Annotated in this window: 21 protein-coding genes and 1 tRNA gene; 18 read left to right on the forward strand and 4 right to left on the reverse strand. The window is 58.9% G+C overall.

The genetic code is table 11. The annotated features are described in order from the left end of the window. Positions 1-3: 3 nt before the first annotated feature. Complete coding sequence (locus tag ORD17_RS09910) at positions 4-336, reverse strand: hypothetical protein (RefSeq protein ID WP_308388337.1); 333 nt, start codon at positions 334-336, stop codon at positions 4-6. A gap of 729 nt (positions 337-1,065) precedes the next feature. Here ORD17_RS09910 and ORD17_RS09915 point away from each other — a divergent pair. Further along, on the forward strand, positions 1,066-2,538 hold the full coding sequence (locus tag ORD17_RS09915) for a DUF3987 domain-containing protein (RefSeq protein ID WP_308388338.1): 1,473 nt from the start codon (positions 1,066-1,068) through the stop codon (positions 2,536-2,538). 398 nt (positions 2,539-2,936) lie between these two features. Here ORD17_RS09915 and ORD17_RS13500 read toward each other — a convergent pair whose 3' ends face one another. The 3 genes from ORD17_RS13500 to ORD17_RS09925 all read right to left on the reverse strand — a co-directional run bounded on the left by ORD17_RS13500 (position 2,937) and on the right by ORD17_RS09925 (position 5,099). Beyond that, complete coding sequence (locus ORD17_RS13500; protein WP_374693372.1) at positions 2,937-3,182, reverse strand: helix-turn-helix transcriptional regulator; 246 nt, start codon at positions 3,180-3,182, stop codon at positions 2,937-2,939. A 554-nt stretch (positions 3,183-3,736) separates the two neighbouring features. After that, a tRNA-Thr gene (locus ORD17_RS09920) sits at positions 3,737-3,812 on the reverse strand. Positions 3,813-3,863: 51 nt separating this feature from the next. Continuing rightward, positions 3,864-5,099, reverse strand: coding sequence for a class I SAM-dependent rRNA methyltransferase (locus tag ORD17_RS09925; RefSeq protein ID WP_308388339.1), 1,236 nt, complete (start codon positions 5,097-5,099; stop codon positions 3,864-3,866). A 96-nt stretch (positions 5,100-5,195) separates the two neighbouring features. Between ORD17_RS09925 and mtnA the strand changes: the two genes are divergently transcribed. The 17 genes from mtnA (at position 5,196) to clpX (ending at position 23,950) form a co-directional block, all read left to right on the forward strand. Next, positions 5,196-6,227 carry an S-methyl-5-thioribose-1-phosphate isomerase gene (mtnA, locus tag ORD17_RS09930; RefSeq protein ID WP_308388341.1) on the forward strand — a complete coding sequence of 344 codons (1,032 nt, stop codon included), beginning with the start codon at positions 5,196-5,198 and terminating at the stop codon, positions 6,225-6,227. A gap of 66 nt (positions 6,228-6,293) precedes the next feature. Continuing rightward, a complete protein-coding gene (gene gyrA / locus ORD17_RS09935) occupies positions 6,294-8,837 on the forward strand; it encodes a DNA gyrase subunit A (protein ID WP_308388342.1) in 2,544 nt (847 codons plus the stop codon). Continuing rightward, entirely contained in the window at positions 8,837-9,922 is a 1,086-nt protein-coding gene (gene serC, locus ORD17_RS09940) for a 3-phosphoserine/phosphohydroxythreonine transaminase (RefSeq protein ID WP_308388343.1), read from the forward strand. Before gyrA ends, serC begins: the two co-directional genes overlap by 1 nt. After that, positions 9,915-11,000, forward strand: coding sequence for a prephenate dehydratase (gene pheA, locus ORD17_RS09945; protein ID WP_308388345.1), 1,086 nt, complete (start codon positions 9,915-9,917; stop codon positions 10,998-11,000). Before serC ends, pheA begins: the two co-directional genes overlap by 8 nt. Further along, complete coding sequence (gene hisC / locus ORD17_RS09950; RefSeq protein WP_308388347.1) at positions 11,000-12,091, forward strand: histidinol-phosphate transaminase; 1,092 nt, start codon at positions 11,000-11,002, stop codon at positions 12,089-12,091. Before pheA ends, hisC begins: the two co-directional genes overlap by 1 nt. Before the next feature lie 3 nt (positions 12,092-12,094). Next, on the forward strand, positions 12,095-13,111 hold the full coding sequence (aroF, locus tag ORD17_RS09955) for a 3-deoxy-7-phosphoheptulonate synthase (protein ID WP_308388349.1): 1,017 nt from the start codon (positions 12,095-12,097) through the stop codon (positions 13,109-13,111). 1 nt (position 13,112) lies between these two features. Next, positions 13,113-13,991, forward strand: coding sequence for a prephenate dehydrogenase/arogenate dehydrogenase family protein (locus tag ORD17_RS09960; RefSeq protein ID WP_308388351.1), 879 nt, complete (start codon positions 13,113-13,115; stop codon positions 13,989-13,991). Positions 13,992-13,999: 8 nt separating this feature from the next. Beyond that, a complete protein-coding gene (aroA, locus tag ORD17_RS09965; RefSeq protein WP_308388352.1) occupies positions 14,000-15,298 on the forward strand; it encodes a 3-phosphoshikimate 1-carboxyvinyltransferase in 1,299 nt (432 codons plus the stop codon). After that, a complete protein-coding gene (gene cmk, locus ORD17_RS09970) occupies positions 15,295-15,996 on the forward strand; it encodes a (d)CMP kinase (RefSeq protein ID WP_308388354.1) in 702 nt (233 codons plus the stop codon). The genes aroA and cmk overlap by 4 nt, the downstream gene beginning before the upstream one ends. Positions 15,997-16,056: 60 nt before the next feature. Further along, entirely contained in the window at positions 16,057-17,769 is a 1,713-nt protein-coding gene (rpsA, locus tag ORD17_RS09975; protein ID WP_308388355.1) for a 30S ribosomal protein S1, read from the forward strand. A 75-nt stretch (positions 17,770-17,844) separates the two neighbouring features. Further along, entirely contained in the window at positions 17,845-18,141 is a 297-nt protein-coding gene (locus tag ORD17_RS09980; RefSeq protein ID WP_215871834.1) for an integration host factor subunit beta, read from the forward strand. Positions 18,142-18,155: 14 nt separating this feature from the next. Continuing rightward, complete coding sequence (locus tag ORD17_RS09985; protein ID WP_308388358.1) at positions 18,156-19,301, forward strand: tetratricopeptide repeat protein; 1,146 nt, start codon at positions 18,156-18,158, stop codon at positions 19,299-19,301. Then, positions 19,298-19,996 carry an orotidine-5'-phosphate decarboxylase gene (gene pyrF, locus ORD17_RS09990; RefSeq protein WP_308388359.1) on the forward strand — a complete coding sequence of 233 codons (699 nt, stop codon included), beginning with the start codon at positions 19,298-19,300 and terminating at the stop codon, positions 19,994-19,996. The genes ORD17_RS09985 and pyrF overlap by 4 nt, the downstream gene beginning before the upstream one ends. Before the next feature lie 27 nt (positions 19,997-20,023). Beyond that, positions 20,024-20,629, forward strand: a complete 606-nt coding sequence (gene pyrE, locus ORD17_RS09995) for an orotate phosphoribosyltransferase (RefSeq protein WP_308388361.1) — start codon at positions 20,024-20,026, stop codon at positions 20,627-20,629. Between the two features lie 73 nt (positions 20,630-20,702). Continuing rightward, complete coding sequence (gene tig, locus ORD17_RS10000) at positions 20,703-21,983, forward strand: trigger factor (protein WP_308388362.1); 1,281 nt, start codon at positions 20,703-20,705, stop codon at positions 21,981-21,983. Positions 21,984-22,010: 27 nt separating this feature from the next. Then, on the forward strand, positions 22,011-22,655 hold the full coding sequence (clpP, locus tag ORD17_RS10005) for an ATP-dependent Clp endopeptidase proteolytic subunit ClpP (RefSeq protein ID WP_308390090.1): 645 nt from the start codon (positions 22,011-22,013) through the stop codon (positions 22,653-22,655). Positions 22,656-22,675: 20 nt separating this feature from the next. Then, the gene (clpX, locus tag ORD17_RS10010) at positions 22,676-23,950 is read left to right on the forward strand and encodes an ATP-dependent Clp protease ATP-binding subunit ClpX (protein ID WP_308388363.1); all 1,275 of its coding nucleotides are present in this window, start codon (positions 22,676-22,678) and stop codon (positions 23,948-23,950) included. Positions 23,951-24,077 lie beyond the last annotated feature (127 nt).

Genomic DNA, 24,077 nt, shown 5'->3' on the forward strand with positions numbered 1-24,077 from the left:
AATTTACTTGCAAATGGGGAGACGAAAACTGCGCCCACAGTCCTCACAAACGAAGGGATCCAGAATCCGATCGTCCACGATGGCGCCAGCTTCTTCTCCAGCACGCCCACCCACGACGGCACCCAGCAAACCACCCAACACTACTCCGGCAAGACCTCCGGCCGCCGTACCCAGGGGACCCGCGAGAATCGAACCCAAGGCGGCGCCGGCCTCTGCTCCGGTAAGCGCCGCTGAACCTCCAGCGACAGCACCCGCCGCTGTTCCTAAGGCACCGCCAACCCGCCGACCAACGCGTCTCTCTACCACCGACTCACTGCCACAGAACGGACACTCCATGATTTCCTCCACGATGAACCAGCCATCCAAGGGGATGGACCATCGTAGTGATATATGACCATAAATATTTCGATGATCACGTCTTTTTATCGTTGGGAAATGTAATCAAGACAAACAAAAAGATGCAGACCGGTACGATTCCGCAGAGATTGAACACAATCAGTGACTAAAATCTGGCCCAGTACTGTCGCCGTGCCAACAGATTGGGGCTTTTCATTATTTATGTAGTTAATATGCATAATAAAACATTTAATGTGATAGCCTGTGACATCTAATGCCATGTGATAAATGCAAATGCAACCATATGATTTAATTGTGTTAACCGCTGTATTCGCATACCCTGTGCCTATCGACCAATAGCATCAAGGAGATTAAAAGAGATTGCCGATTCGAATACAGAATGACGTGACAAGCAGAATGGGAGGTGGACCAGAGGTAATAGATAGGGAGAAATTGTAGGGCATTATAGTCAGTTGAGCATGCCAGAGGAGAACTGAGATTCTACGCACTGCATTATCGTCAGCTCTTGGTTGGCGAACCTTGTAAGAGAAAGATTCTACTTGCTATGGGAGGAACTTGTTAATTTTTTTCGATTTCGAAAGCGCTTTTTCATATTCGCTATTCTGCTAATTTTAGCCAGTTTAGCTACGCACGCAGCGGCAGTTAGTTTCACCTAAGTTGAGGCTGCAGGCCTCTAAACGTCTACCATTCGTAAATTTTAGGTTTCTAATGGGCATACAAAATAATTTTATCACGGTTCCGAATCTGTCGCTGCTTAGCAATGTTCCCCCGCATCAAAGATATCAAACGCCTCCAGCAGTCTCCCCCGAGGGCTTGGTTTCCGGTGAACTGTTCCCATATCGCGCTGTTCCGCCGTCCCTTAGGCGCATCGCTGCGGCATTTCAGGCCAAAACCCAAGGCCCAGGCACGATGATCTTTTTTTCGATGTTGACTGCTTGGGCTACAGCCATGGCTCCGCAATATGACCTCGAGGGGATCAACGGACGGCCGCTGCCAATATCCCTCTTCAGCATTTTCGAGTCCCCAAGTGGAACCGGAAAAACCGCAGTCGGACAGGAAATTTTCAGACCAATAATAAACTACAACCGCGAGGTCATGTTGCTCATGGCTCAGGATCACGATACGGGCATTAGAAAGCGGCCAAAACAAATGTTCGCACGGCTGATTTTTAGTGACCCAACAATCCCTGGACTTCGCAAAATGCTTGCTAAAGCATACCCTGTCGGAGTTCTGCTAAACTTTGATGCCGAACTCGTGCTGAACAAAACGCTTTTTCGCAACGACCGGGATTTTTGTTCGATATATTCCGGCGAGGACATTGTTGTCGCTCGAGCGAACTACGAAGTAGCAATTGTGGACCCTCGACTTTCTCTTTGCTTCATGACTCAATCAGGAACCGTGAGCAACAAATTACGTAATGATCGGGAGTTTCGCTCATCAGGGTTGATTGCACGAATGTTTCTGATCATGCCGCGAAGTGTTGTCGGTGAAAAACATATCCTGCGCGAGCCGGACACGACAGATGATCAATTTATCGAACTTTGGAACAAACGTCTAACGGAAGCCCTCGTGCACGCCTTCGGCAAAGGGCGAGATTATCCAAAAAATAGGCGAATTATTCCCCTTAGTCCAGATGCAAAATTTTACACCAAAGAAATGAGTAAGCGTATCGACGCTCAGATAAACCAAGATTATTTCATCAAATGGCCAGAAGAGGCCCTGCGCGTAGTGGAAAAGGTCCTTCGCGTTGCCTGTCTTCTTGCTCTGTGGGAAAGGCCAGGCGAAACGGTAGTCGAAATAGAAGACATAAAGCGATCCGAAGAGATTTATTGGGGCTATTTTGAGTCTCTTTTGGATTTGATGGAACGCTCGGATCATGACCCTGATTTGCTTCTCGATTCGGAAGATCTCCTACGCTTTATCGATAGAACTCTACAACAGGGAGCAGGTTCTTCGTGGTTCGACGGAAAGATCCATCACTGGTACGTTAGAAAATCCATCATTCAACAATTTGGGCCAAGTAGACTTAGAGCAAAGGCGAAGTTGGAGCGGGTGCTTTCATTCCTGGAGCTTGGGCGAAGCGTAGCCGTGTGCAAAGGATTCGTCCTAACTGCAGATGGAAGAAATGTGAAGGCGACTTTGGTTGAGCGGCTGCTGAATTCACAGCAGTTCGACTTCTAGCCGCTAGGAGGATGATGAAAAAGTAAGGGGCCGAAACGGCTCAATCAGAGCCCATGATCGGGAGATTTTCTCTCGGATTCGCGGATCTAGTGAAATATTTCACGACTTTTTGATTGATCTTTTTACACCCATTGCAAATTAAACCCCCCAAAGCGTTGGCTTTGGGGGGGCAGTTGCTTCTAGACTGACGATTCCAACTTTCGCCGACCTGTGAAGCAGGATGGCATCAAAATGTAAGACTCAGGCGAGTCTGTTTGATACGTTCTAAAAAATGCCGATTTGTTTATATTCAATAATTTATAGTATATATTGATATTTTTGTGATTGTATGTTTTATCAGTTGTAAGCGCTAGATTAACAATTATAAAATAAATAAATAGATTTTACTTGGGCATTTGTTAGACAGCATCGACTTTTGAAACCGCTAATTTGCGTTCTGTGCAAAGTAGATCGGCGTACTGCACAATCTCATCCCTAATAAAGCGTATCGCGCGGCCAGCGTGCACTGGCGTTGGAAAGCGCTCATCGAACCCTGGTCCGTCCTTTGTATACCGCCTGCGAATGGTCGACCTTGACACTGCAAAATACTGCGCAACCTCCGCCAAGGTCATGAACCTTGACAAGGTCGTAACTTCTTCGTACATGACATCACCTTGATTTTAAAGATCGCGGGCGTGACGACACCCCGCCCGCAGGGGGCGAGCCGGATCGTTACAATCCGACCATGGGTAGTATTTCACATAAACCCCCAGTGTCAAGACCCTGGCGCAGCCTTCTTCGTTGGAAGTTTTGCTGGTCCACAAATAGGTCCGGACGATTGCCGCAAGTATAACGATTGTTCATCCAAGGGGCGAAGTGGCGCATCTTAAAAAAGCAGGCGGCTAACTAATGCTGATCCCGCCGCGAACTCGGTGAGCAATCTTGGTAGATTATTTCGCAACTATCTGAATCGATTGTATATATTAGCTTTTACTGGAATTGGCAGCCCTCAGCCGCGCCGAGGACGAGATCGCCTCTCTTGTCTTGGACTATCACCAAGGTAGTGCGAGCTTACTGCTAGAGCGGGCGCCCTCTATGATTGGAGCTCATAAGCCACAACTGACCATTGCGTGCCACGAAAGATCATGTTGAAACTGACCCAGAACTTGACCCAGAACAAAAATAGCGCTTTTGGTTTTTTCTAACTTACTGTTATTATTGGTGCCGTTGAGGGGAATCGAACCTCTGACCTACTGATTACGAATCAGTTGCTCTACCGACTGAGCTACAACGGCGAAGGGCGTGTTCTGCGTGCCGTGAATGGTAGCGGCATTCCCTTCATGGTGTCAAAAGCTCGGGTCTTCTTCATCGAGGGCATCCGGCTCTTCCTCCGGGCATTCTGGCCGCTGCAGCAGGAAGGCGTTGAGGTAACGGCTCTCCGGTACGGCGGGGGGAGCCGGGTGATCGAGATCCTGCCCGGCCTCGGTAAGGATGACACAGGGGCTGCGCACGGCGGCGTGGCTGATTTCCCGCAGCAGCATATCCCGCGACATATGGAAAGAACAGGAAGCGGTGAAAAGCAACCCGCCAGGGCGTAGCAGACGCAGGGCCAAATCATTGAGGCGGCGATACGCTTGGGTGCCTTCTTTGACATCCTTGCGCGATTTGATGAGGGCAGGGGGGTCGAGCACGATCAGGTCAAAACTTTCCCCTTGGTCTCGCAATAGGCGCAACTTGTCGAGAACGTCGCCTTGCAAGATTCGCACTTGGTCCTGCAAAGCATTGTCCGCGGCATTGCGCTGCAATAGCTCGAGGGCGCTGGCGGATGCGTCAACGGCAGTCACTTCTGCAGCACCTGCTTGCGCCAGGGGCAGGGCGAAGGCGCCGGTGTAGCTGAACAGATCGAGCACCCGGCGTCCCGTGGCAAAGCGCTGCAAAAGGCGACGATTAGCGCGGTGATCGTAAAACCAGCCGGTCTTTTGTCCGGTGTACGGGTCAATGGTGAAATGGCAGCCATTTTCCTCGATCTCAATTGTTGCGGGTACTTCGCCGGCCAGCACTTCGACTCGCTCGGGCAATCCTTCCATCTTACGCGCGACGCCGGTCGCCTTGAACAGGATGCCCCGTTGTGGAATTTCCGCCTGCAATGCCGCGACGATCAGGGTAAGGTCACGCTCCATACCCTGGCTACCGATTTGCAAAACGAGGGTATCGCCATGGCGGTCGACAATCAGGCCGGGCAGGCCGTCGCCCTCGCCGTGGACGAGCCGGTGGTAGGGCGTGTCGAGCAGACGCTCCCGCAAGGCCCGCGCCGCGGCAAAGCGGCGGCGATAGAAGTCGACGTCGATGGCTTCGCGTAGGTCGCGCGTCAGCAGGCGGGCACAGAGCAATGAATGCGGACTGAGATGGGCCAGCCCGAGGGCATGTCCCTGGCTATCCTCCACCTGCACCACGCTTCCCGGTTCCAGCTGGGCGAAAGGGGTTTGTGTCGCATCGACCTCGTTGCTGTAGACCCAGACGTGGCCCGCACGCAGGCGGCGGTCTTCGTGGCGACGGAGGCGCAGGGGAGGGTAGCTGGACATGGGAGAATTCCTGACTCGTTGTTGTCGGGGCGAATTTTACAGACTCCTCGCTGCTTCGTATATTGGCGCCAATCCACCGCCCAAGGAGTGTGCCTCATGCGTGCCGAGATCCGTCCAATTCGTTGGCAGGACAATCAGTTGCTATTGCTCGACCAGCGGCGTCTGCCGGCCGAAGAGATCTACCTCGAGCTTGCGGACTACCGCTCTGCCGGCCAAGCGATTACCGACATGGTGGTGCGGGGTGCGCCAGCGATCGGCATCACCGCTGCGTACGCCATGGTCTTGGCGATAGACGGCGCAGCCCAGCAAGCCGATTGGCAGGCGGCGCTGGCACATGCGGCTGAAGAATTGCGAGCGGCAAGGCCAACGGCGGTGAACCTCGCCTGGGCCATCGACCGGCAACTGGAGCTGGCCTGTGCGCAATCCAGTGCAGCGGCGGCGCGGGCCGTGCTGTTGCAAGCTGCCCATGCTCTCCTCGCCCAAGACATTGCCGACAACCAGCGCATGGGGCGTTACGGCGTGGAAGCTCTGCCCGAGCACGGCGGCATCCTCACCCACTGCAACACCGGGAGCCTGGCGACTGGTGGCTATGGTACTGCGTTGGGGGTGATTCGTGCCGGTTTTGCTGCTGGACGCGATTGGCAGATCTACGCCGATGAAACGCGCCCTTGGTTGCAGGGTGCGCGGCTGACGGCCTGGGAGCTGCAGAAAGAGGGGATTCCTTTCTCGCTGAATGTGGATGCTGCGGCCGGTCATTTGATGGCGACCGGCAAGATCCAGGCGGTGATCGTCGGTGCCGACCGCATCGCCGCGAATGGTGATGCAGCCAACAAGATTGGCACCTACAGCCTGGCAGTGTTGGCACACTACCACCAGATCCCCTTCTTCGTCGCCGCGCCCCTGAGTACGGTGGATTTTGCCATGCCAGAGGGTAGCGAGATCGTCATCGAGGAGCGCGCGGCCGATGAGGTGCGTCGCTGTGGCGGTCAACAGATGTCGCCAGCCGAAGTTGCGGTGTGTAATCCCGCCTTTGACGTCACCCCGGCGAGCCTCATTGCCGGCATCATTACCGAGCGCGGTGTGGCGCGAGCGCCCTACACCCAGGCGTTGGCAAGGCTACGGCCCTGAGCGAGTGCGCCGCCCAGCGAATGCTGGCATAATCCCTTGATGTCTCGATCGTTGGATACACAATAAATGGTAGATTTCGCCAAGGAAACCTTCCCCGTCAGTCTCGAACAGGAGATGCGGCAGTCCTACTTGGACTACGCCATGAGCGTCATCGTCGGGCGCGCCCTGCCGGACGTCCGCGACGGCCTCAAGCCGGTGCATCGGCGTGTGCTTTACGCCATGCATGAGATGAACAACGACTGGAACAAGCCCTACAAGAAGTCGGCGCGTGTGGTTGGCGATGTCATCGGGAAATACCATCCGCACGGCGACACGGCGGTCTACGACACCATCGTGCGTATGGCGCAGGATTTCTCCATGCGCTACCCGCTCATCGACGGGCAAGGTAACTTTGGTTCGGTGGATGGCGACAGCCCTGCCGCCATGCGCTACACCGAAGTACGCATGGCACGGATCGCCCACGAGATGCTCGCCGATATCGATAAGGAGACCGTCGACTTCGGGCCCAACTACGATGAGAAGGAAGTCGAGCCGCTGGTCTTGCCGGCGCGCATTCCCAACCTGCTGATCAATGGCTCAGCGGGTATTGCCGTAGGTATGGCGACCAACATCCCGCCACACAACCTGACCGAAGTCATGAACGCCTGTGTGGCCTTGATCGACGATCCAGAGCTGAGCGATGAAAGCTTGTTCGCGCTGGTACCGGCGCCGGATTTTCCCACTGCCGGAATCATTCTGGGGCGGGAAGGCGCCGTCGAGGCCTACCGTACCGGGCGCGGCCGGGTAGTGATGCGCGCCCGCGCGGAATTCGAAACGGACAAGAAATCCGGGCGGCAGAGCATCATTGTCACCGAGCTGCCCTACCAGGTGAACAAGGCGAAGCTCATCGAGCGCATTGCCGAGATGGTCAAGGAGAAGCGTCTCGATGGGATCTCCGACCTGCGCGACGAATCCGATAAGTCGGGTATGCGCATTGCCATCGAGCTCAAGCGCGATGCCAATGGCGACGTGGTACTGAACAATCTGTACCAACACAGCGCCATGCAAAGTGTCTTCAATATCAATACGGTGGCACTTCTCGACGGTGCACCGCGCACCTTGGGGCTGCGCGACCTGTTGCAGGCCTTCCTACGCCACCGCCGCGAAGTCGTCACCCGGCGCAGCATCTTCGAGCTACGCAAGGCGCGGGATCGGGCCCATATCCTTGAAGGACTCGCGGTTGCTCTCGCCAATATCGATGCCCTGATCGCCTTGATCCGTGCCGCCGCCAATCCGGCGGAGGCCAAGGCGCAGATGCTGGCGCGGGTCTGGCAACCGGGCATGGTCGAGGCTTTGTTGCGCGAGCGCGGCGAGCCATCGGCGGGACTGCAGGCGGACGGCTATCACCTCTCCGAGGCGCAGGCCCAGGCTATCCTCGACCTGCGCCTGCACCGCTTGACCGGTCTTGAGCAGGACAAGATCCGCGATGAGTATCTCGGCCTGCTCGAACGGATCGGTGAGCTCCTCGCCATCCTCGGCTCCGAGACGCGGCTGATGGCGGTGGTACGGGAAGAGCTGGTCGCCATCCGCGACCAGTACGGCGATGCACGGCGCAGTGAGATCGTGGCGGATACCGGGAACATCAGCAACGAAGACCTGATCGCTGAAGAAGACATGGTCGTCACCTTCACCCACGCTGGCTACATCAAGGCGCAGCCGGTAACGGCCTTCAATGCGCAGCGGCGTGGTGGGCGCGGTAAGGTCGCGACCACCACCAAGGAAGAGGATTTCGTCGAGCGGATGTTTGTCGCCTCGACGCATGCCTATGTGCTTTTTTTCAGCAACCTCGGCAAGGTGTTTTGGGAAAAGGTATATCAGCTTCCTCAGGCGGGGCGGGGCGCGCGCGGCAAGCCTATCGTCAACCTTTTGTCCCTCGCCCCTACCGAGCGGATCACCACGGTGCTGCCGGTACGGGAATTCCTCGAAGGTTACTATGTCTGTATGGTGACGGCGCACGGCGTGGTCAAAAAGACCCCGCTCATGGAGTACTCGCGGCCTCGCAACCAAGGCATCAATGCCATCAACCTCGATCCGGGTGATCGTCTGGTAGCCGTGTGTCTCTCCGATGGTCAGCGGGAATTCATGCTTTTCACCCGCGACGGTATGGCGGTGCGGTTCCCGGAAGACAAGGTGCGCTCCATGGGTCGTACCGCTCGAGGTGTGCGCGGTATCTCCTTGGCGGAGGAGGATCGCGTCATCTCTGCGCAACTGGTCGAGGAAAGTCAGGTGATCCTCACCGCCACCGCCAATGGCTATGGCAAGCTCACCCCGGTGGCCGAGTATCGGCGCACCAATCGTGGTGGAAAAGGGGTCATCGCCATCCAGAGCAATGCCCGCAATGGCAAGGTCGTGGGCGCCCTGGCAGTGCAGGACAGCGATGAGCTGATGCTGGTTTCCGATGGCGGCACCCTGATCCGCATGGCAGTGCGCGAAATTCGCCGCACCGGTCGCAATGCCCAGGGCGTGCGTCTGATCAATCTGGGTGAAGGTGAACATCTGGCGGGCCTGGCATTGATCGCCGATAGCGAAGACGACGAGGAGGGGCAGGGAGAACTGCCCGTAGACCTTTGATGCACCAAGAGATCTACAATTTCAGCGCCGGCCCGGCGGTATTGCCCAAGCCGGTTCTGGCGCAGGTCCAAGAAGAACTTCCGGACTGGCACGGTAGCGGGATGTCGGTGATGGAGATGAGTCATCGCGGCCCAGAGTATATGGGCATCATTGCCCAGGCTGAGGCCGATCTGCGCGCACTGCTCGCCATTCCTGAAAATTATCGTGTCCTGTTTTTGCAGGGTGGAGCCAGTCAGCAGTTTGCCATGGTGCCAATGAATCTGCTCGCGGGTGGTCGTGCCGCCTATGTCGAGACCGGCATCTGGTCGCGCAAGGCGAGCAGCGAGGCCAAGCGCTTCGGCGAGATCGATGTCATCGCCAGCAACGCGGGGGTAGCGGGCCATGCCGTACCGCGGCAGGAGAGCTGGCAACTACGTCCAGAGCATCGCTACTGCCACATTGCCGATAACGAGACGGTCGATGGCATAGAATTTGATTTTGTCCCTGAGCTGGGCGAGGTGCCGCTGGTCAGCGATGCCTCTTCCAATATCCTGTCCAAGCCCCTGGATGTTAGTCGTTTTGCTCTGATTTACGCTGGTGCGCAGAAGAATGTCGGACCGGCGGGTCTGACCCTGGTTATCATCCGCGACGATCTCCTTGGACAGGCGGGAGCAGACGTGCCGACCATGCTCAATTACGCCGTGCATGCGGAACACGATTCGATGTACAACACCCCGCCCACCTTCGCCATCTACGTTGCGGGTCTGGTGTTTCGCTGGCTCCTGCAGCAGGGTGGCCTGCCGGCCATGGCCGAAATCAATGCCCGCAAGGCGGCGGCATTGTATGCTGCCATCGATGGTTCTGGTGGTTTCTACCGCAATGACGTCGCAGTCGCCAATCGCTCGCGGATGAATGTTCCCTTCTTTCTTCATGACCCGGCCCTCGATGCCGTCTTCTTGCGGGAAGCGGGGGAGAGGGGTCTGCTGCAGCTCAAGGGGCATCGACTACTCGGCGGGATGCGCGCCTCGATCTATAACGCCATGCCCGAGGCCGGGGTATGGGCTCTGGTCGACTTCCTCCACGATTTTGCCCGCCGCCATGGCTAAAACGGGGGAGGCAGAACTCCTGCAGTTGCGCCGGGAGATCGACCGCATCGATGCCGAGATCCTGCGCTTACTTGGCGAACGTGGGCGCCTGACGCAGGAAGTCGGCGCGTGCAAACAGGCAGCGGGAAGCACACAGTTTTATCATCCCGACCGTGAGGCCGAAATTCTGCGTCGGGTGGTGGAGCAGAATCCCGGTCCCTACAGCGCCGAGCAAATCGGCACTATCTTTCGCGAAATCATCTCCGCGGGCCTGGCTCTGGAGCAGCCGCTGCAGGTGGCCTACCTCGGCCCCGTAGGAACGTTTTCGCAACTTGCCGCCGAAAAACAGTTTGGCCATGCGGCGGCTTTCGTGCCGGTCGGTAACATCGCCGAGATCTTTCGCCTGACCGACAGTGGTGCCGCCCAATTCGGGGTGGTACCTGTCGAGAACAGCACCGAGGGAGCGGTCAATCAGACCCTCGACCTCATGCTCGATTATCCCTTGCAGATCTGCGGTGAGGTGGAATTGCGCATCGTCCACAATCTTGTCGCTGCCATTCCCCGAGAAGCTATCCGCCGCGTACATGTGCATTACCAGACCCGGGCGCAATGTCGCCAGTGGTTGGCGCAGAACCTCCCGGGTGTTGAACTCTGCGATGCGCCGAGTAACGCCGAGGCCGCCCAGCGCGCCGCCAGCGATCCTGAGGGGGCCGCCGTCTCCACTCGAGCGGCGGCACAGCATGCCGGCTTGCAGATCCTTGCCGAAGGGATCGAAGACAATCCCGAAAACAGCACCCGCTTTTGGGTCATCGGCAAGATTCCCACCCGCAGTACCGGTGCCGACAAGACCAGCATCGTAGTGGGTGGTGCCCACCGTGCCGGCAGCCTCTATACCCTTCTGGCGCCTTTTGCGGCGGCCGAAATCAGCCTCACCCGCATCGAGTCCCGGCCCTCGCGCAGTGCGCGCTGGCAGTATGTGTTTTACCTCGATTTCCTTGGCCATCAACAGGATGCCAGGGTGCAGGAGGTCCTCGCCAGCCTACAGGAGACGGCGGCCTTCCTGCGCATTTTGGGCAGCTATCCACGGGCGGTGTACTGATGACTTCGCAATGGCAAACGATGCCCTGGATTCAGGGCCTGCAACCCTATCAGCCGGGCAAACCTTTGGCGGAACTGAAACGCGAGCTGGGGATTGATGACGCCATCAAGCTCGCCTCCAACGAAAATCCCCTTGGTACCAGCGCCAAGGTGCAGGCAGCCATTACTGCGGCACTTCCTGAACTTGGGCGTTATCCCGAAGGGTCAGCACCCGAATTGCGCCGTGCCCTAGGCCAGCGCCTGCAGGTGGCGCCGGAGCAGATCCTCCTCGGCAATGGTTCCGACGAGATCTTCACCATGCTCTGCCGCTGCTTTGCCGGTCCTGGGGTCGAGGTGCTCGTCTCCCAGTATGCCTTCTCTGCCTATGCCATTGCGGCGCGCTCCGTGGGAGCAGAACTGATCCAGGTTCCGGCGCGGGACTACGGTCACGATCTCGACGCCATGGCAGCGCGCGTGGGGCCTGCCACGCGTCTGGTCTTCCTGGCCAATCCCAATAATCCCACCGGCACTTATTTTCCTGCCGCTGCCCTCGACGCCTTCCTGGCGCGGATTCCGGAGCAGGTGTTGGTGGTCCTCGATGAGGCCTATGCCGAGTTGATGACTGCCCTCGATTATCCCAACGGGATCGAGCGCTTGGGCGAGCATCCCAATCTGCTGGTCACCCGTACCTTCAGCAAGGCCTACGGCCTGGCGGGTCTGCGCTGTGGTTACGCCATTGGTGCGGCCCCGCTGATCAGCCTCCTCGAGCGTGTACGCCTGCCTTTCAACAGCAACAGCCTGGCGCAGGTGGCGGCCCTCGCCGCCCTCGACGACGAGGAACATCTGGCCGCCTCTTTGGCCAACAATCGCGCCGGCCTCACTCTTCTCGAGCAAGGCTTGCACGGACTCGGATTGACAACGCTGCCGGCTGCAGGCAACTTTGTCACCTTTTTCACTCCCCGCCCGGCGCAAGAGCTCTACCAGGCCTTGCTGCAACGGGGAGTCATCGTGCGGCCGCTGGGGCCTTACGGCATGTCTTCCCACTTGCGGGTGAGCGTCGGCATGCCGGAGGAAAACCAGCGTTTTATACAAACTTTGGGCGAGGTACTCTGAATCATGATCGTCATCGTCAAGCCCCAGGCAACTGAGGAACAACGGGAACAGTTGTTGCGGCGCATCCGCGAATTGGGTTTGCAGCCCATGGTGAGCAATGGTTCGGAGCGCACCGTGGTCGGCCTCATCGGCGATGAACGACTGATTGCCGAGGGAATGCTCGAGTCCTTGCCCGCTGTGGAACAGGTCATGCCCATACTTAAACCCTACAAGCTCGTCAGCCGCGAATTCAAGGCCTCCGACAGCATTGTCGAAGTGCGCGGTATTCCCTTTGGTGGTTCGCAAATCCAGGTGATCGCCGGGCCTTGCTCGGTGGAGACGCCGGAGCAGATGCGTCAGGCCGCAGCGGCGGTACAGGCCGCCGGTTGTCGCTTGATGCGCGGTGGCGCCTTCAAGCCGCGCACCAGTCCCTACACCTTTCAGGGGGTGGGGGACGAAGGCCTCGACTACTTCCGTGATGCCGCTGACGCCTACGATTTGCCCATCGTTACCGAGCTCATGGATGTGCGCAAGATCGATCTGTTCCTCGAAAAGCGCGTCGATGTCATCCAGATTGGCACCCGCAACATGCAGAATTTTGATCTGCTGAAAGAAGTCGGGCGCCTGCAGGTGCCGGTCATCCTCAAGCGTGGCATGGCGGCCACGGTCAAGGAGTGGCTGATGGCAGCGGAGTACATCGCCGCCCATGGTAACCATCGCATCATCTTTGCCGAGCGCGGCATCCGCAGCTTCGAGACCAGTTACCGCAACATTCTCGACGTGACGGCCATCCCTTTCCTCAAAAAGGAAACCCATCTGCCGGTCATCGTCGATCCCAGTCATGCCGGCGGCAAGGCCTGGTTGGTGCCTGCCCTGGCCAAGGCGGCCATTGCTGCCGGGGCCGATGGTCTGCTCATCGAATCCCATCCTTGTCCCGAAGAGGCTTGGTGCGATGCCGATCAGGCCCTGAGCCCCGAACAGTTGGCGACGTTGATGGCGGATTTGCGCAAACTCGCCGAGGCCATCGGTCGCAGCCTCTGAAATGACGGCTTTCCCCTTCCAGCGCATCGCCATCGTCGGCTTGGGGCTGATGGGGGGAAGCTTGGCCCTGGCGCTGCGGGCGCTTGGATATACCGGGGTCTTGCAGGGTGCAGGCGGTTCGGCAGCGGACCTCGAACTCGCCCAGGCCGCGCAAGGCCCCTATGGCGCGGTTTTCGACGCGCTTTGCGAAAGTCCCGCGCAGCTCCCCCTCGGCACGGTCGATCTCCTGATTCTGGCGGTGCCACCAGCGGCTTTGCCAGCGTATTTCGCCCTTGCGGCCGAGAAATTGCCATCCACTGCCACCGTCACGGACCTGGCGAGTGTCAAAGCGAATCTTGTTGCTCAAGGAGAGGCGCTGCTCGGGGCCCGTTATCTGTCTTCGCATCCCCTCATCGGCGCCGAGCAGCATGGTTTTGCCGCGGCGCACGCGGAGCTCTACCGCGATTACCGCTGCGTTCTCTGCCAGGGTTCCGTGACCGATCTAGAAGTTGATGAGCGTCTGACGCAGTTCTGGACAGCCCTCGGCGCCGAAGTCTTGCACCTGGATGTCGCGACCCATGACAGCGCTCTGGCAGCCACCAGCCATCTGCCACATCTTCTCGCCTTTGCCTATCTCGATCTTCTCGGTGACGAACCCGATCTGGCGCTTTTGGCGGGCGGTGGCTTGCGGGACTTCAGTCGTATCGCCGCTAGTGATCCCCATCTGTGGACGGATATCCTCTGGCAGAATCGCGCCGCGGTACGAGCTCGACTTCTGCGTCTGCAAGAACGCCTAGCGCAGCTCGACGAAGCCTTGGCAGGGGAAGATCCCGCCCCGGTGCTCACCAGCCTGAGTCGCGGAAAAGAGGCCCGCTCCCGTTTTCGCTTTCCTTCGTCATGAGGCAGACCATGCAGTATCTCGTCCAGCCCGGTGGTGCCCTGCGTGGCCGCCTGCGTGTCCCGGGGGATAAATCCATTTCCCATCGTGCCGTCATTCTCGGCGCCCTGGCCGAAGGGGTCACGGAAGTCCGCGGCTTGCTCGAGGGCGCCGATGTCCTCGCCACCATTGCTGCTTTTCGCGCCATGGGGGTAGAGATCGAGGGCCCGCGCGAGGGCTGGCTACGCATCCACGGGGTTGGCTTGCGCGGTCTGCAGGCGCCGCAGGCTCCCCTCGATTGCGGCAATTCCGGAACCGCCATGCGCCTGCTTGCCGGAGTCCTCGCCGGGCAGCCTTTTGCCAGCTCCCTGACGGGGGATGAAAGCCTGCAGCGTCGTCCCATGGGGCGGGTGATTGATCCATTACAGGCCATGGGGGCACGGATCACGTCCAAGGAGGGCAGGGCGCCGCTGCAGATCGAGGGCGCCACTCTGCACGGCATCGATTACGTTCTGCCCATGGCCAGTGCCCAGGTAAAATCCGCCATACTTCTCGCCGGACTCTATGCCGAGGGTCGCACCTGCGTACAGGAACCGGCGCCGACCCGGGATCACAGCGAACGTATGCTACGCGGCTTTGGCTATACACTGGAGCAGGAACCCCTACGTGCGTGTCTGCAAGGTGGGGGCGCACTGCAGGGGCAGGCCATCGACGTGCCGGCAGACATCTCCTCCGCGACCTTTTTTCTGCTCGGCGCTACCATTGCCCCGGATTCTGATCTCTTGCTCGAGAATGTCGGTATCAACCCCACGCGTACCGGAGTGATCGAGATCCTTACGCGGATGGGTGCGCGCATCGATCTCACCCAGTTGCGCGAAGTAGGCGGCGAGCCGGTGGCAGACATCCGGGTGCGCTCGGCCAAGCTGCAGGGCATCGATATTCCGCCGCGTCTGGTGCCCTTGGCCATCGACGAATTCCCGGCGATTTTCGTGGCTGCTGCCTGTGCCGAAGGCCAGACGCGGGTGCGGGAAGCCGCAGAGCTGCGCGTGAAGGAAAGCGATCGCATCGCAGTGATGGCAGCGGGGCTGCGTAGTCTGGGAATCAAGGTGGAGGAGAGCGCCGATGGCGCGCTGATCCACGGTGGCAGTCTTACTGGCGGAACCGTCGACAGCCATGGTGATCATCGCATTGCCATGTCCTTTGCCATGGCCGCCCTGCGTTCACAGGAACCGATCCAGATTCTGGACTGCGAGAATGTCGCTACCTCCTTCCCCACGTTTCCCGAGCTTGCCCGGCAGGCCGGTTTGGATCTGGCGCAGGTGAACCCATGAGCGACGTTCCGGTCATTACCATCGATGGCCCCGGGGGCGTCGGCAAGGGTACCCTCAGCCGACTGCTCGCGGCGCGCCTCGGTTGGCATCTGCTCGACAGTGGCATGATCTATCGCGCCATGGGCTTGGCGGCGGCGCGAGCCGGCCTGCTGCAAGCGCAGCCTCTGGATGAAGCGGCACTGATTGCTCTGGCGCGGGATTTGCCGCTGCATTTTGCGGAGCAGGACGGTGAGACCCATGCCTTCCTGGATAGCGAGGATGTCACTCAGGAAATACGTAGTGCCGAGGCGGGACAGCGCGCCTCGCAACTGGCCGTGATTCCGGAACTGCGTCGTGCGCTGCTGCAGCGGCAGCGGGATTTTCGCCGCCCGCCCGGACTGGTAGCTGATGGCCGCGATATGGGGACGGTGGTGTTTGCTGATGCGCCCCTCAAGGTATTTATCACTGCAAGTGTCGAAGAGCGTTCCAAGAGGAGGCTAAAACAGTTGCTAGAACAGGGCGCTAGTGCTACTCTCGCGCAGGTTGAAATGGAGATCGCCGAGCGCGATCGACGTGATCGCGAGCGCAGTGTAGCGCCTCTGGTGCCCGCACCGGAGGCGCGTATTCTGGACAACAGCGGTCAGACCATTGAACAGACTTACCGGGTCCTCGAAGGGTGGGCGCGTGACACCCTCGGGGAGTTTTTTTGTTGCCAATGATGGCAGTTACAGAATGTATCGGGGCAGAGCAGCGCTCCATCACGAGGTTTAGCGAATTTTATGACCACCCTACACAGTGAAGTGCAGTCCGAACCGAGTTTTGCCGAACTCTTTGCCGAAAGTGAAAGCTCTCAGGGCCTCAAGCCTGGAGACCTGCTCGTCGGTACCGTGACCCGGGTCGATAACGACATCGTCATGGTTGATGTCGGCCTCAAATCCGAAGGTCCCATCCCTGCCGAACAGTTCCGCAACACCGAGGGTGTCTTGGAAGTCCAGGTTGGTGACCAGGTAGAGGTTTGTCTGGAGTCCGTCGAAGATGGCATGGGCGAAACCCGCTTGTCGCGCGAAAAAGCGCGTCGTGCCAAGACCTGGGAAGAGCTCGAGACGGCCTTCGCCGACAATGCTGTGGTCAAGGGCTTCCTCACCGGCAAGGTGAAGGGCGGCTTCACGGTCAGTATCGACGGTGTGCGCGCCTTCCTGCCCGGCTCTTTGGTGGATGTGCGCCCGGTGCGGGACGTTGCCTATCTGGAAGGCAAAGAGCTGGAGATGAAGATCATCAAGCTCGACCGCAAGCGCAACAACGTCGTCGTTTCGCGGCGTGCGGTGGTCGAGCAGGAGCAGAGTGCCGAGCGTGGCCAGCTGCTGGAAAGCATCCAGGAGGGCGCGATTCTGCAGGGTGTGGTCAAGAACCTCACCGACTACGGTGCATTCATCGATTTGGGCGGCATTGATGGCCTGCTGCACATCACCGACATGGGCTGGCGTCGGGTGAAGCATCCCAGTGAAGTGGTCAATGCTGGTGACGAAGTCAAGGTGGTCGTCCTCAAGTTTGATCGGGAACGGGGCCGTATTTCCCTCGGCATGAAGCAGTTGGGTGCCGATCCCTGGCAGGACATTGCCCGTCGTTACCCCGAGCACACCCGTATCTTTGGTAAGGTCACCAACATCACCGACTATGGCGCGTTTGTCGAAATCGAGGATGGAGTCGAAGGCCTCGTGCATGTCTCCGAGATCGATTGGACCAACAAGAATGTCAATCCTGCCAAGGCCTTGCACCTGGGTCAGGAAGTGGAAGTAATGGTTCTTGACATCGATGAAGAGCGTCGCCGTATCTCTCTTGGTATCAAGCAATGCCTGCCAAATCCCTGGGAAGAATTCTCCGACAACTTCCAGAAGGGCGACCGGGTATCCGGGCAGATCAAGAGCATTACCGATTTTGGCGTGTTCATCGGTCTGGACGGTGGCATCGACGGTCTCATCCATCTCTCCGACCTTTCCTGGGATCGCCCTGGAGAAGAGGCTGTTCGCGACTTCAAGAAAGGCGATTCGGTGGATGCCGTCGTGCTCAGCATCGATCCCGAGCGGGAGCGCATCAGTCTGGGTATCAAGCAGCTCGAAAACGATCCGTTCCTTCAGTTTGTGGCAGCAAATGACAAGGGCGAGTTGCTCGACGGTGAAGTCATCAGCGTCGACGGTAAAGGTGCCCTGGTTCGTCTGGCCGAAGGGGTCGAAGGATTCCTGCCCACGCGCGAGATCGCCAAAGGTACGCAGCTGCAGGAGGGTAGCCCGGTGCGCGTCGCGATTGCCGTGGTCGATCGGAAAAACCGCAGCTTGACCCTGGGCAGCAAGGCGCGCGAAGCGGTGCACAGCCAGTCGTCGGAAGATCAGGCAGCCCTGGTGCAGCAGTATGCGCGCAGCGCCGCAACCGGCACTACGAGCCTTGGCGACCTGATCAAGGAGCAGCTCAAGCGTAAGCAGGAAGAAGAGGGCTGAGTTCGCCTTTTGTTGGGCCATCGATGAGTTGCGTCCGATGGCCTGCTTCTTTTCTGTGGACTGGGAGGATTGCCAATGACAAAGTCGGAATTGATCAAATATATCAGTGCGAAACACCCACTGTTACCGCCACGGGACATTGAAAATGCCACCCGCCATATTCTCGAATATTTGAGTGACGCGTTACAACAGGATGAACGGATCGAGATCCGTGGCTTCGGGAGCTTTTCCCTGCATATTCGTCCGGAAAAGGTGGGGCGCAATCCGCGTACTGGCGAATCGGTGCGAGTGCCGGAAAAACGGGTACCGCATTTCAAGGCCGGCAAGGAGTTGCGGGAGCAGGTCGACTACGCCCCTGCGTCCGTAAGTTAGTTGCAGCCTCCGCCATGGGTACGCTGACCCTGGCCCTGATCCTGCTGCTTCCACTCGCCTTTCTGGCAGGTTGGTGGGTTTCCGCCCGTCGTGTCCGCCGTCCGTCGCCCGTTCCTTTGCCTCGTGCCTATGTGCAAGGCTTGGGGCACCTTCTCGGTGAGCGCAACGACGAGGCGGTAAAAACCTTCCTCGATGCGCTGCGCCGCTACCCCGAGAGCTCCGAACTTCTGCTGGCCCTGGGGCGTATGTTCCGACGTCGCGGTGAGCTGGAGCGGGCGCTCAGCGTGCATCAACATCTACTCGATCAGCAAGAGCTGGATGTGCTGGGCAAGCAGGAAGTTCTGCTGGAAATGGCCCGTGACTATCTCAAGGCAGGGATCCTCAACCGTGCCGAGGTGATTCTGGTGGAATTGTTGCACAAGGATGGTGACTCCTTGCCGGCACGCCAACTCCTCGCGGAGGTCTATGAGCTGGGGGGCGACTGGGAGCAGGCCATACGAACCCGGCGAGCATTGCGGGACCATGGTCAGATGGGCCAAAACCGAATCATCGCCCTGCTCTATTGCGAGCTTGCGGAGGAGAGCCTGCGTCGCGAGGAAGCCGTCGAGGCGTACTTGAGTGAAGCGGAGCGGGCAGACCCGCAATGCCCCCGGCTTGCACTGCTGCGTGGCCGGATTGCCCATGGGCAGTGCGATTTTGAAGCTGCGGCGCGTCAATGGTCGACACTGCTGCGAGCTGATCGATTCGCGGTGCTGGCGCAAATACTGGTGCCGTATCTGGAGAGCCTGCACAATTGCGAAGCGTCGATCGATTGTCGCGCCTGGCGCGCGCAGTTGCTGGCGCTGGCAGACAGTGCCTCGCTCCTGCTGCCACGGCTCATAGATGCCGTGCGTGAAGTCGAGGGGGATGCTGCGGTCATCGCGTTGCTGCAGGACAAGCTGCAGGAAGGGGATGATCGCGTCGTACTGCAGCTCTATCTGCGGGCCGGCGGCGATGTCACCGCAGTCGTACCGCGGATGCAGCGAACGATTGTAGAGTTACCCCTTGCCGACGGCCTCTTTCATTGTCAGCACTGTGGCTATCAGACTGGAGAATTTTATTGGCGCTGCCCTAGCTGCCGCCATTGGGACACCTTTCGCAGCGGAGGACTTGCGGCATGACCCCACTCATCGTAGCCCTTGATTTTCCTGATGCACGAACGGCCCTGAGCACGGCCGATCGCCTCGACCCACAACAATGCCGGGTAAAGGTTGGCAAAGAGCTGTTTACCCGTGCCGGCCCGACAGTGGTGGAAAAACTCCAAGCACGCGGTTTCCAGGTATTTCTCGATCTGAAATTCCACGACATCCCGGCAACCGTCGCAGGAGCCTGTCGGGCGGCAGCCGAGCTGGGGGTATGGATGCTCAATGTGCATGCCAGCGGCGGGCGGGCGATGCTCGAAGCCGCGCGGGACGCCGTGTCCGTCAGCGCGGCACCGCCGCTGCTGATTGCTGTCACTGTCCTCACCAGTCTGGGCGCTGCCGATCTGGAAGAGATTGGCTGCCACAGCAAGCCCGCCGAGCAGGTGCGACGGCTCGCAGCGCTGGCGGCGGATGCCGGGCTTGCCGGCGTCGTCTGCTCTGCCCAGGAGGCCGGGCAATTGCGGCAGGAACTGCCAGCATTGCTACGCGTCACACCGGGAATTCGTCCGGCGGGCTCTGCCCGGGATGACCAGCGGCGTGTCCTCACACCCGCCGAGGCTCTGGCGCAAGGCTCCGATTTCCTGGTGATCGGAAGACCGATCACGGCTGCCCCCGATCCTGCTGCCGTCGTCGCCTCGATCATTGCTGATATAGCCGCGGCAGGTGTCGCGTAATTCGCCCCTATTTTGGAGAATCGAAAAATGTCGAAGCCAATGTTCAGTGCCGATCAGCTCGTCGCCCTCTACGAGCAGGACGGCGCACTCCTGCACGGTCACTTTTTGCTTTCCTCGGGTTTGCACAGCGATACCTATCTGCAATCGGCTCGGGTGTTGCAGTATCCCGAGCATGCGGCGCAGGTTGCCGAGGCAATGGTCGCCGGTATCCCCGCGGCACTGCGCACGCAGATCACCGCGGTTGTCGGTCCGGCCATGGGCGCGGTCATCGTTGCCCATGAGTGTGGACGGGCCTTGGGGGTGCGCGCCTTCTTCACTGAGCGGGAAGGCGGACAGATGACCTTGCGTCGCGGCTTTGCCCTCGATCCCGGGGAAGGAGTGCTGGTGGTCGAAGACATTACCACCACTGGCGGCTCCACTAGAGAGTGCATCGCCGTCGTGCAGGCCAGCGGCGCAAAAGTGGTGACGGTATCGGCAATCATCGACCGTAGCAGTGGGGGCATTTCGGATTTCGACGGAGTACCGTATTATCCGCTGCTTCGTTTGCCCGTGCAGACCTGGGAGGCGGCCAACTGCCCTCTCTGTGCCACGGCTTCACCGGCGGTCAAGCCCGGTAGTCGCGGCTTACGTTGAAGTTGAGCAAATTCGGTCAAGGTCTTAGGATGGACCCGTGGCCATGGAAACATTGCAGAGAAAGGATCAAGTCATGGAGTTGAATACCCCCGCCGATGCGCCATTGCAGCGGCATATGCGTTTTACGGTGCCCGCCGCCGACGTCGAAGCACATTACAAAGAATCCCTGCGCCACAAGGCGAAGCATGCCCGCCTGCCGGGTTTCCGTCCGGGCAAGGTACCGATGCCGGTCGTCGAGCGCCAGTTCGGACGTGATGCCCTGCTTGAGGCCTTTGACGAATTGATCAACGAACATTACGCCAACGCCCTGCGCAGCCACGAACTGCGTCCCGTGGCGCGGCCCGAGGTCAACGTTGAACAGGGAGCGCCGGGGCAGGACCTGATCTTTACCGCCGTGGTCGAAGTCTACCCGGAGTTTACCCCGCAGACGCCCAGCGCCTTACTGACGCGCAAAGTGGTGGAAATCACCGACGAAGACGTCGAGCGCACGCTCACGGTCATGCGCCAGCAGCGCCAAGACTACGTCTCGGTAGCGCGGGCGGCGCAGTCACAAGATCGCGTATTGATCGATTTCGTGGGCAAGATCGATGGCGAACCCTTTGCCGGCGGGAGCATGGATGATTATCCGGTCCTCATCGGCGCGGGACGTTTGCTGCCGGAGATGGAGAATGCCTTGGTGGGGATGTCTGCAGGAGAGGAAAAGCGGATTGCCGTCCCCTTCCCGGTGGACTATCCGGTGGCTGAATTGGTTGGCAAGACAGCGGATTTTCTGGTGCGGATGAAGGACGTTGCCGAGCCGCGACTGCCCGAGCTGGACAGTGAGTTTGCGCGCTCCCTGGGGATCGAGGACGGCGACGTGGCGACCCTGCGGGAGGAGGTGCGTGCCAATCTGCAGCGCGAAGCCGAGCGACTCAGCCGTCAGCAGCTCAAGGCAGCGCTGCTGCAGGAAGTGCTGGTTGTCAATTCATTCGAAGTGCCCAAGGCGCTGCTCGCGCAGGAGGCAGAACGGCAAAAGCAGGGTCGGGAGGGTGAACTCAGTGCGGAGCAGTATGCCGAAGTCGAAAAGCGCGTGCGCCTGGGTCTGATCCTCTCCGAGCTGGCGCGGCAACAGCAACTGCGTGCAGCAAGCGCAAAAATGGAGCAGGCCCTGGCGGAAATGGCCGAGCAGTACGAAGACCCACGCGAGTTCATGGCCTGGTACCGCAAGGATCGGGAACGGATGGAAAACCTCGAATCGATGGTCCTCGAGGATGCGGTAGTGGACTGGCTGCTGGAGCGTGTTACAGTGGAGGAACAGAAAATCGGGTTTCAGGACCTGATTGGTGCTCGCGCTGCCACGGGCAGCGAGGGCTGAAGCAGGATAACCTGGAGGGCAGTGGTGATGAAGCGGGTATTGCAGGACGAAAATATGCTGGAAACGCGGGCGCTAGGTTATGTTCCCATGGTCATCGAGCAGACCGGACGTGGCGAGCGCGCCTTTGATATCTACTCGCGCCTGCTCAAAGAACGGGTCATTTTTCTGGTTGGCCCGGTCGAAGACATGATGGCCAATCTGGTGGTGGCCCAGCTCCTGTTTCTGGAAGCGGAAAATCCGGAAAAGGATATTGCCCTCTATATCAACAGCCCGGGTGGTTCGGTGACCGCAGGGTTGGCCATTTACGATACCATGCAGTTCATCCGCCCCGCGGTCAGCACGGTTTGCGTGGGGCAGGCGGCCAGTATGGGGGCAGTGCTTCTCGCTGCGGGTGCCGAGGGTAAGCGTTACGCCCTTCCCAATGCGCGGATCATGTTACATCAGCCCTCGGGAGGTTTTCAGGGGGTAGCGCATGACATCGACATCCACGCCAAAGAGATCCTGCGGATTCGCGAGCGCCTGAACGAGATCCTGGTGCATCACACCGGTCAGAAAAAAGAGCGTATCGAGCGGGATCTCGATCGGGATTTCTTCATGTCTGCCAATGAAGCGAAAGAATATTCCTTGGTTGATGCCGTCATTACCCACCGGGGCGATGACGAGAGTGCCTGAAGACAGGCAGGAGTGTAGCGATGTCTGGAAAAAATGAGAGCAGTGGTGACAAGAACCTCTGTTGTTCCTTTTGTGGCAAAACGCAACACGAAGTACGCAAGCTGATTGCCGGACCCAACGTCTTTATCTGCGACGAGTGTATTGAGCTATGTAATGACATCGTCAAGGATGAATCCATGGACGAAACCGCCAGCGGCAAGGAGCAGAAGCTGCCCAAGCCGATGGAGATTCGCCAGACCCTGGATGATTACGTTATTGGTCAGGATGTTGCCAAAAAGGTCCTGTCGGTGGCGGTGTATAACCATTACAAACGTCTCGAGCATGGCGGCTCCGGTGCCGATGTGGAGCTCGACAAGAGCAATATCCTGCTCATCGGCCCTACCGGTTCGGGTAAGACCTTGCTGGCGCAGACCCTCGCGCGCCTGCTCAACGTGCCGTTCGCCATGGCGGACGCGACGACGCTGACCGAGGCTGGCTATGTCGGCGAAGATGTCGAGAACATCATCCAGAAGCTCCTGCAAAAATGCGATTATGACGTCGAGAAGGCGCAGACGGGCATTGTCTATATCGATGAGATCGACAAGATTTCCCGCAAGTCCGAAAACCCTTCCATCACCCGCGACGTGTCAGGGGAAGGAGTGCAGCAGGCTCTGCTCAAGCTGATCGAGGGCACGGTGGCCTCGGTGCCGCCGCAGGGTGGCCGCAAGCATCCGCAGCAGGAATTTTTGCAGGTCGATACGCGCAATATCCTTTTCATCTGCGGCGGTGCCTTTGCCGGTCTGGAAAAGGCCGTAGCCAGCCGTCTGGAGAAGGGCGGTATCGGTTTTGGTGCCAAGATCAAGAAAGGTAAGGAAAATCTGGCTACCGCCACGATGATGGAGAATCTCGAGCCTGAGGATCTGGTGCGCTATGGCTTGATCCCGGAGTTTGTCGGCCGCCTGCCCATCCTCGCCCTGCTCGAAGAACTGGACGAAGACGCCCTGGTGACGATCCTCACCGAGCCCAAGAATGCCCTCGTCAAGCAGTACCAAAAGCTTTTCGCCTTGGAAGGCATCCAACTCGAGATTCGTCCCGAGGCCCTGCGCGCCATTGCCAAGAAGGCGCTCACGCGCAAGACCGGCGCACGTGGGTTGCGCTCTATTCTCGAGCATATCCTGCTCGACACCATGTACGAGCTACCCTCCATGACCGGCATTCGCAAGGTCGTGATCGATGCCGGAGTGGTGGAGAGTGGCAACCAGCCCTTGCTCGTGTATGACGAGGCGACCAAGGTGGATGCTTCTCACCCTGCCTGAGTCGTGCCGATCCGACGCTGTTGAAAATGGCGGCGTCGGTCCCCATCTCCTCCACCCATGGGGAGAGTTTTTCTTCCCCGCTACCCTGGAGTGAAGCGTGGCTGAATCCAAAACAAGTTCTCTACTG

This window comes from Acidithiobacillus sp. AMEEHan (assembly GCF_030996345.1).
Classification (GTDB): domain Bacteria; phylum Pseudomonadota; class Gammaproteobacteria; order Acidithiobacillales; family Acidithiobacillaceae; genus Igneacidithiobacillus.

What these genes read in the sequence shown, in the direction of transcription:
- gyrA (WP_308388342.1), top strand. Translation starts at nt 6,294, where the DNA reads ATGGTAGATTTCGCCAAGGAAACCTTCCCCGTCAGTCTCGAACAGGAG.
- aroA (WP_308388352.1), top strand. Translation starts at nt 14,000, where the DNA reads ATGCAGTATCTCGTCCAGCCCGGTGGTGCCCTGCGTGGCCGCCTGCGT.
- ORD17_RS09910 (WP_308388337.1), bottom strand. Translation starts at nt 336, where the DNA reads ATGGAGTGTCCGTTCTGTGGCAGTGAGTCGGTGGTAGAGAGACGCGTT.
- clpX (WP_308388363.1), top strand. Translation starts at nt 22,676, where the DNA reads ATGTCTGGAAAAAATGAGAGCAGTGGTGACAAGAACCTCTGTTGTTCC.
- ORD17_RS09980 (WP_215871834.1), top strand. Translation starts at nt 17,845, where the DNA reads ATGACAAAGTCGGAATTGATCAAATATATCAGTGCGAAACACCCACTG.
- pyrE (WP_308388361.1), top strand. Translation starts at nt 20,024, where the DNA reads ATGTCGAAGCCAATGTTCAGTGCCGATCAGCTCGTCGCCCTCTACGAG.
- ORD17_RS09915 (WP_308388338.1), top strand. Translation starts at nt 1,066, where the DNA reads ATGGGCATACAAAATAATTTTATCACGGTTCCGAATCTGTCGCTGCTT.
- mtnA (WP_308388341.1), top strand. Translation starts at nt 5,196, where the DNA reads ATGCGTGCCGAGATCCGTCCAATTCGTTGGCAGGACAATCAGTTGCTA.
- aroF (WP_308388349.1), top strand. Translation starts at nt 12,095, where the DNA reads ATGATCGTCATCGTCAAGCCCCAGGCAACTGAGGAACAACGGGAACAG.
- hisC (WP_308388347.1), top strand. Translation starts at nt 11,000, where the DNA reads ATGACTTCGCAATGGCAAACGATGCCCTGGATTCAGGGCCTGCAACCC.
- rpsA (WP_308388355.1), top strand. Translation starts at nt 16,057, where the DNA reads ATGACCACCCTACACAGTGAAGTGCAGTCCGAACCGAGTTTTGCCGAA.
- ORD17_RS09985 (WP_308388358.1), top strand. Translation starts at nt 18,156, where the DNA reads ATGGGTACGCTGACCCTGGCCCTGATCCTGCTGCTTCCACTCGCCTTT.
- ORD17_RS09925 (WP_308388339.1), bottom strand. Translation starts at nt 5,099, where the DNA reads ATGTCCAGCTACCCTCCCCTGCGCCTCCGTCGCCACGAAGACCGCCGC.
- serC (WP_308388343.1), top strand. Translation starts at nt 8,837, where the DNA reads ATGCACCAAGAGATCTACAATTTCAGCGCCGGCCCGGCGGTATTGCCC.
- cmk (WP_308388354.1), top strand. Translation starts at nt 15,295, where the DNA reads ATGAGCGACGTTCCGGTCATTACCATCGATGGCCCCGGGGGCGTCGGC.
- ORD17_RS09960 (WP_308388351.1), top strand. Translation starts at nt 13,113, where the DNA reads ATGACGGCTTTCCCCTTCCAGCGCATCGCCATCGTCGGCTTGGGGCTG.
- pyrF (WP_308388359.1), top strand. Translation starts at nt 19,298, where the DNA reads ATGACCCCACTCATCGTAGCCCTTGATTTTCCTGATGCACGAACGGCC.
- clpP (WP_308390090.1), top strand. Translation starts at nt 22,011, where the DNA reads ATGAAGCGGGTATTGCAGGACGAAAATATGCTGGAAACGCGGGCGCTA.
- ORD17_RS13500 (WP_374693372.1), bottom strand. Translation starts at nt 3,182, where the DNA reads ATGTACGAAGAAGTTACGACCTTGTCAAGGTTCATGACCTTGGCGGAG.
- tig (WP_308388362.1), top strand. Translation starts at nt 20,703, where the DNA reads ATGGAGTTGAATACCCCCGCCGATGCGCCATTGCAGCGGCATATGCGT.
- pheA (WP_308388345.1), top strand. Translation starts at nt 9,915, where the DNA reads ATGGCTAAAACGGGGGAGGCAGAACTCCTGCAGTTGCGCCGGGAGATC.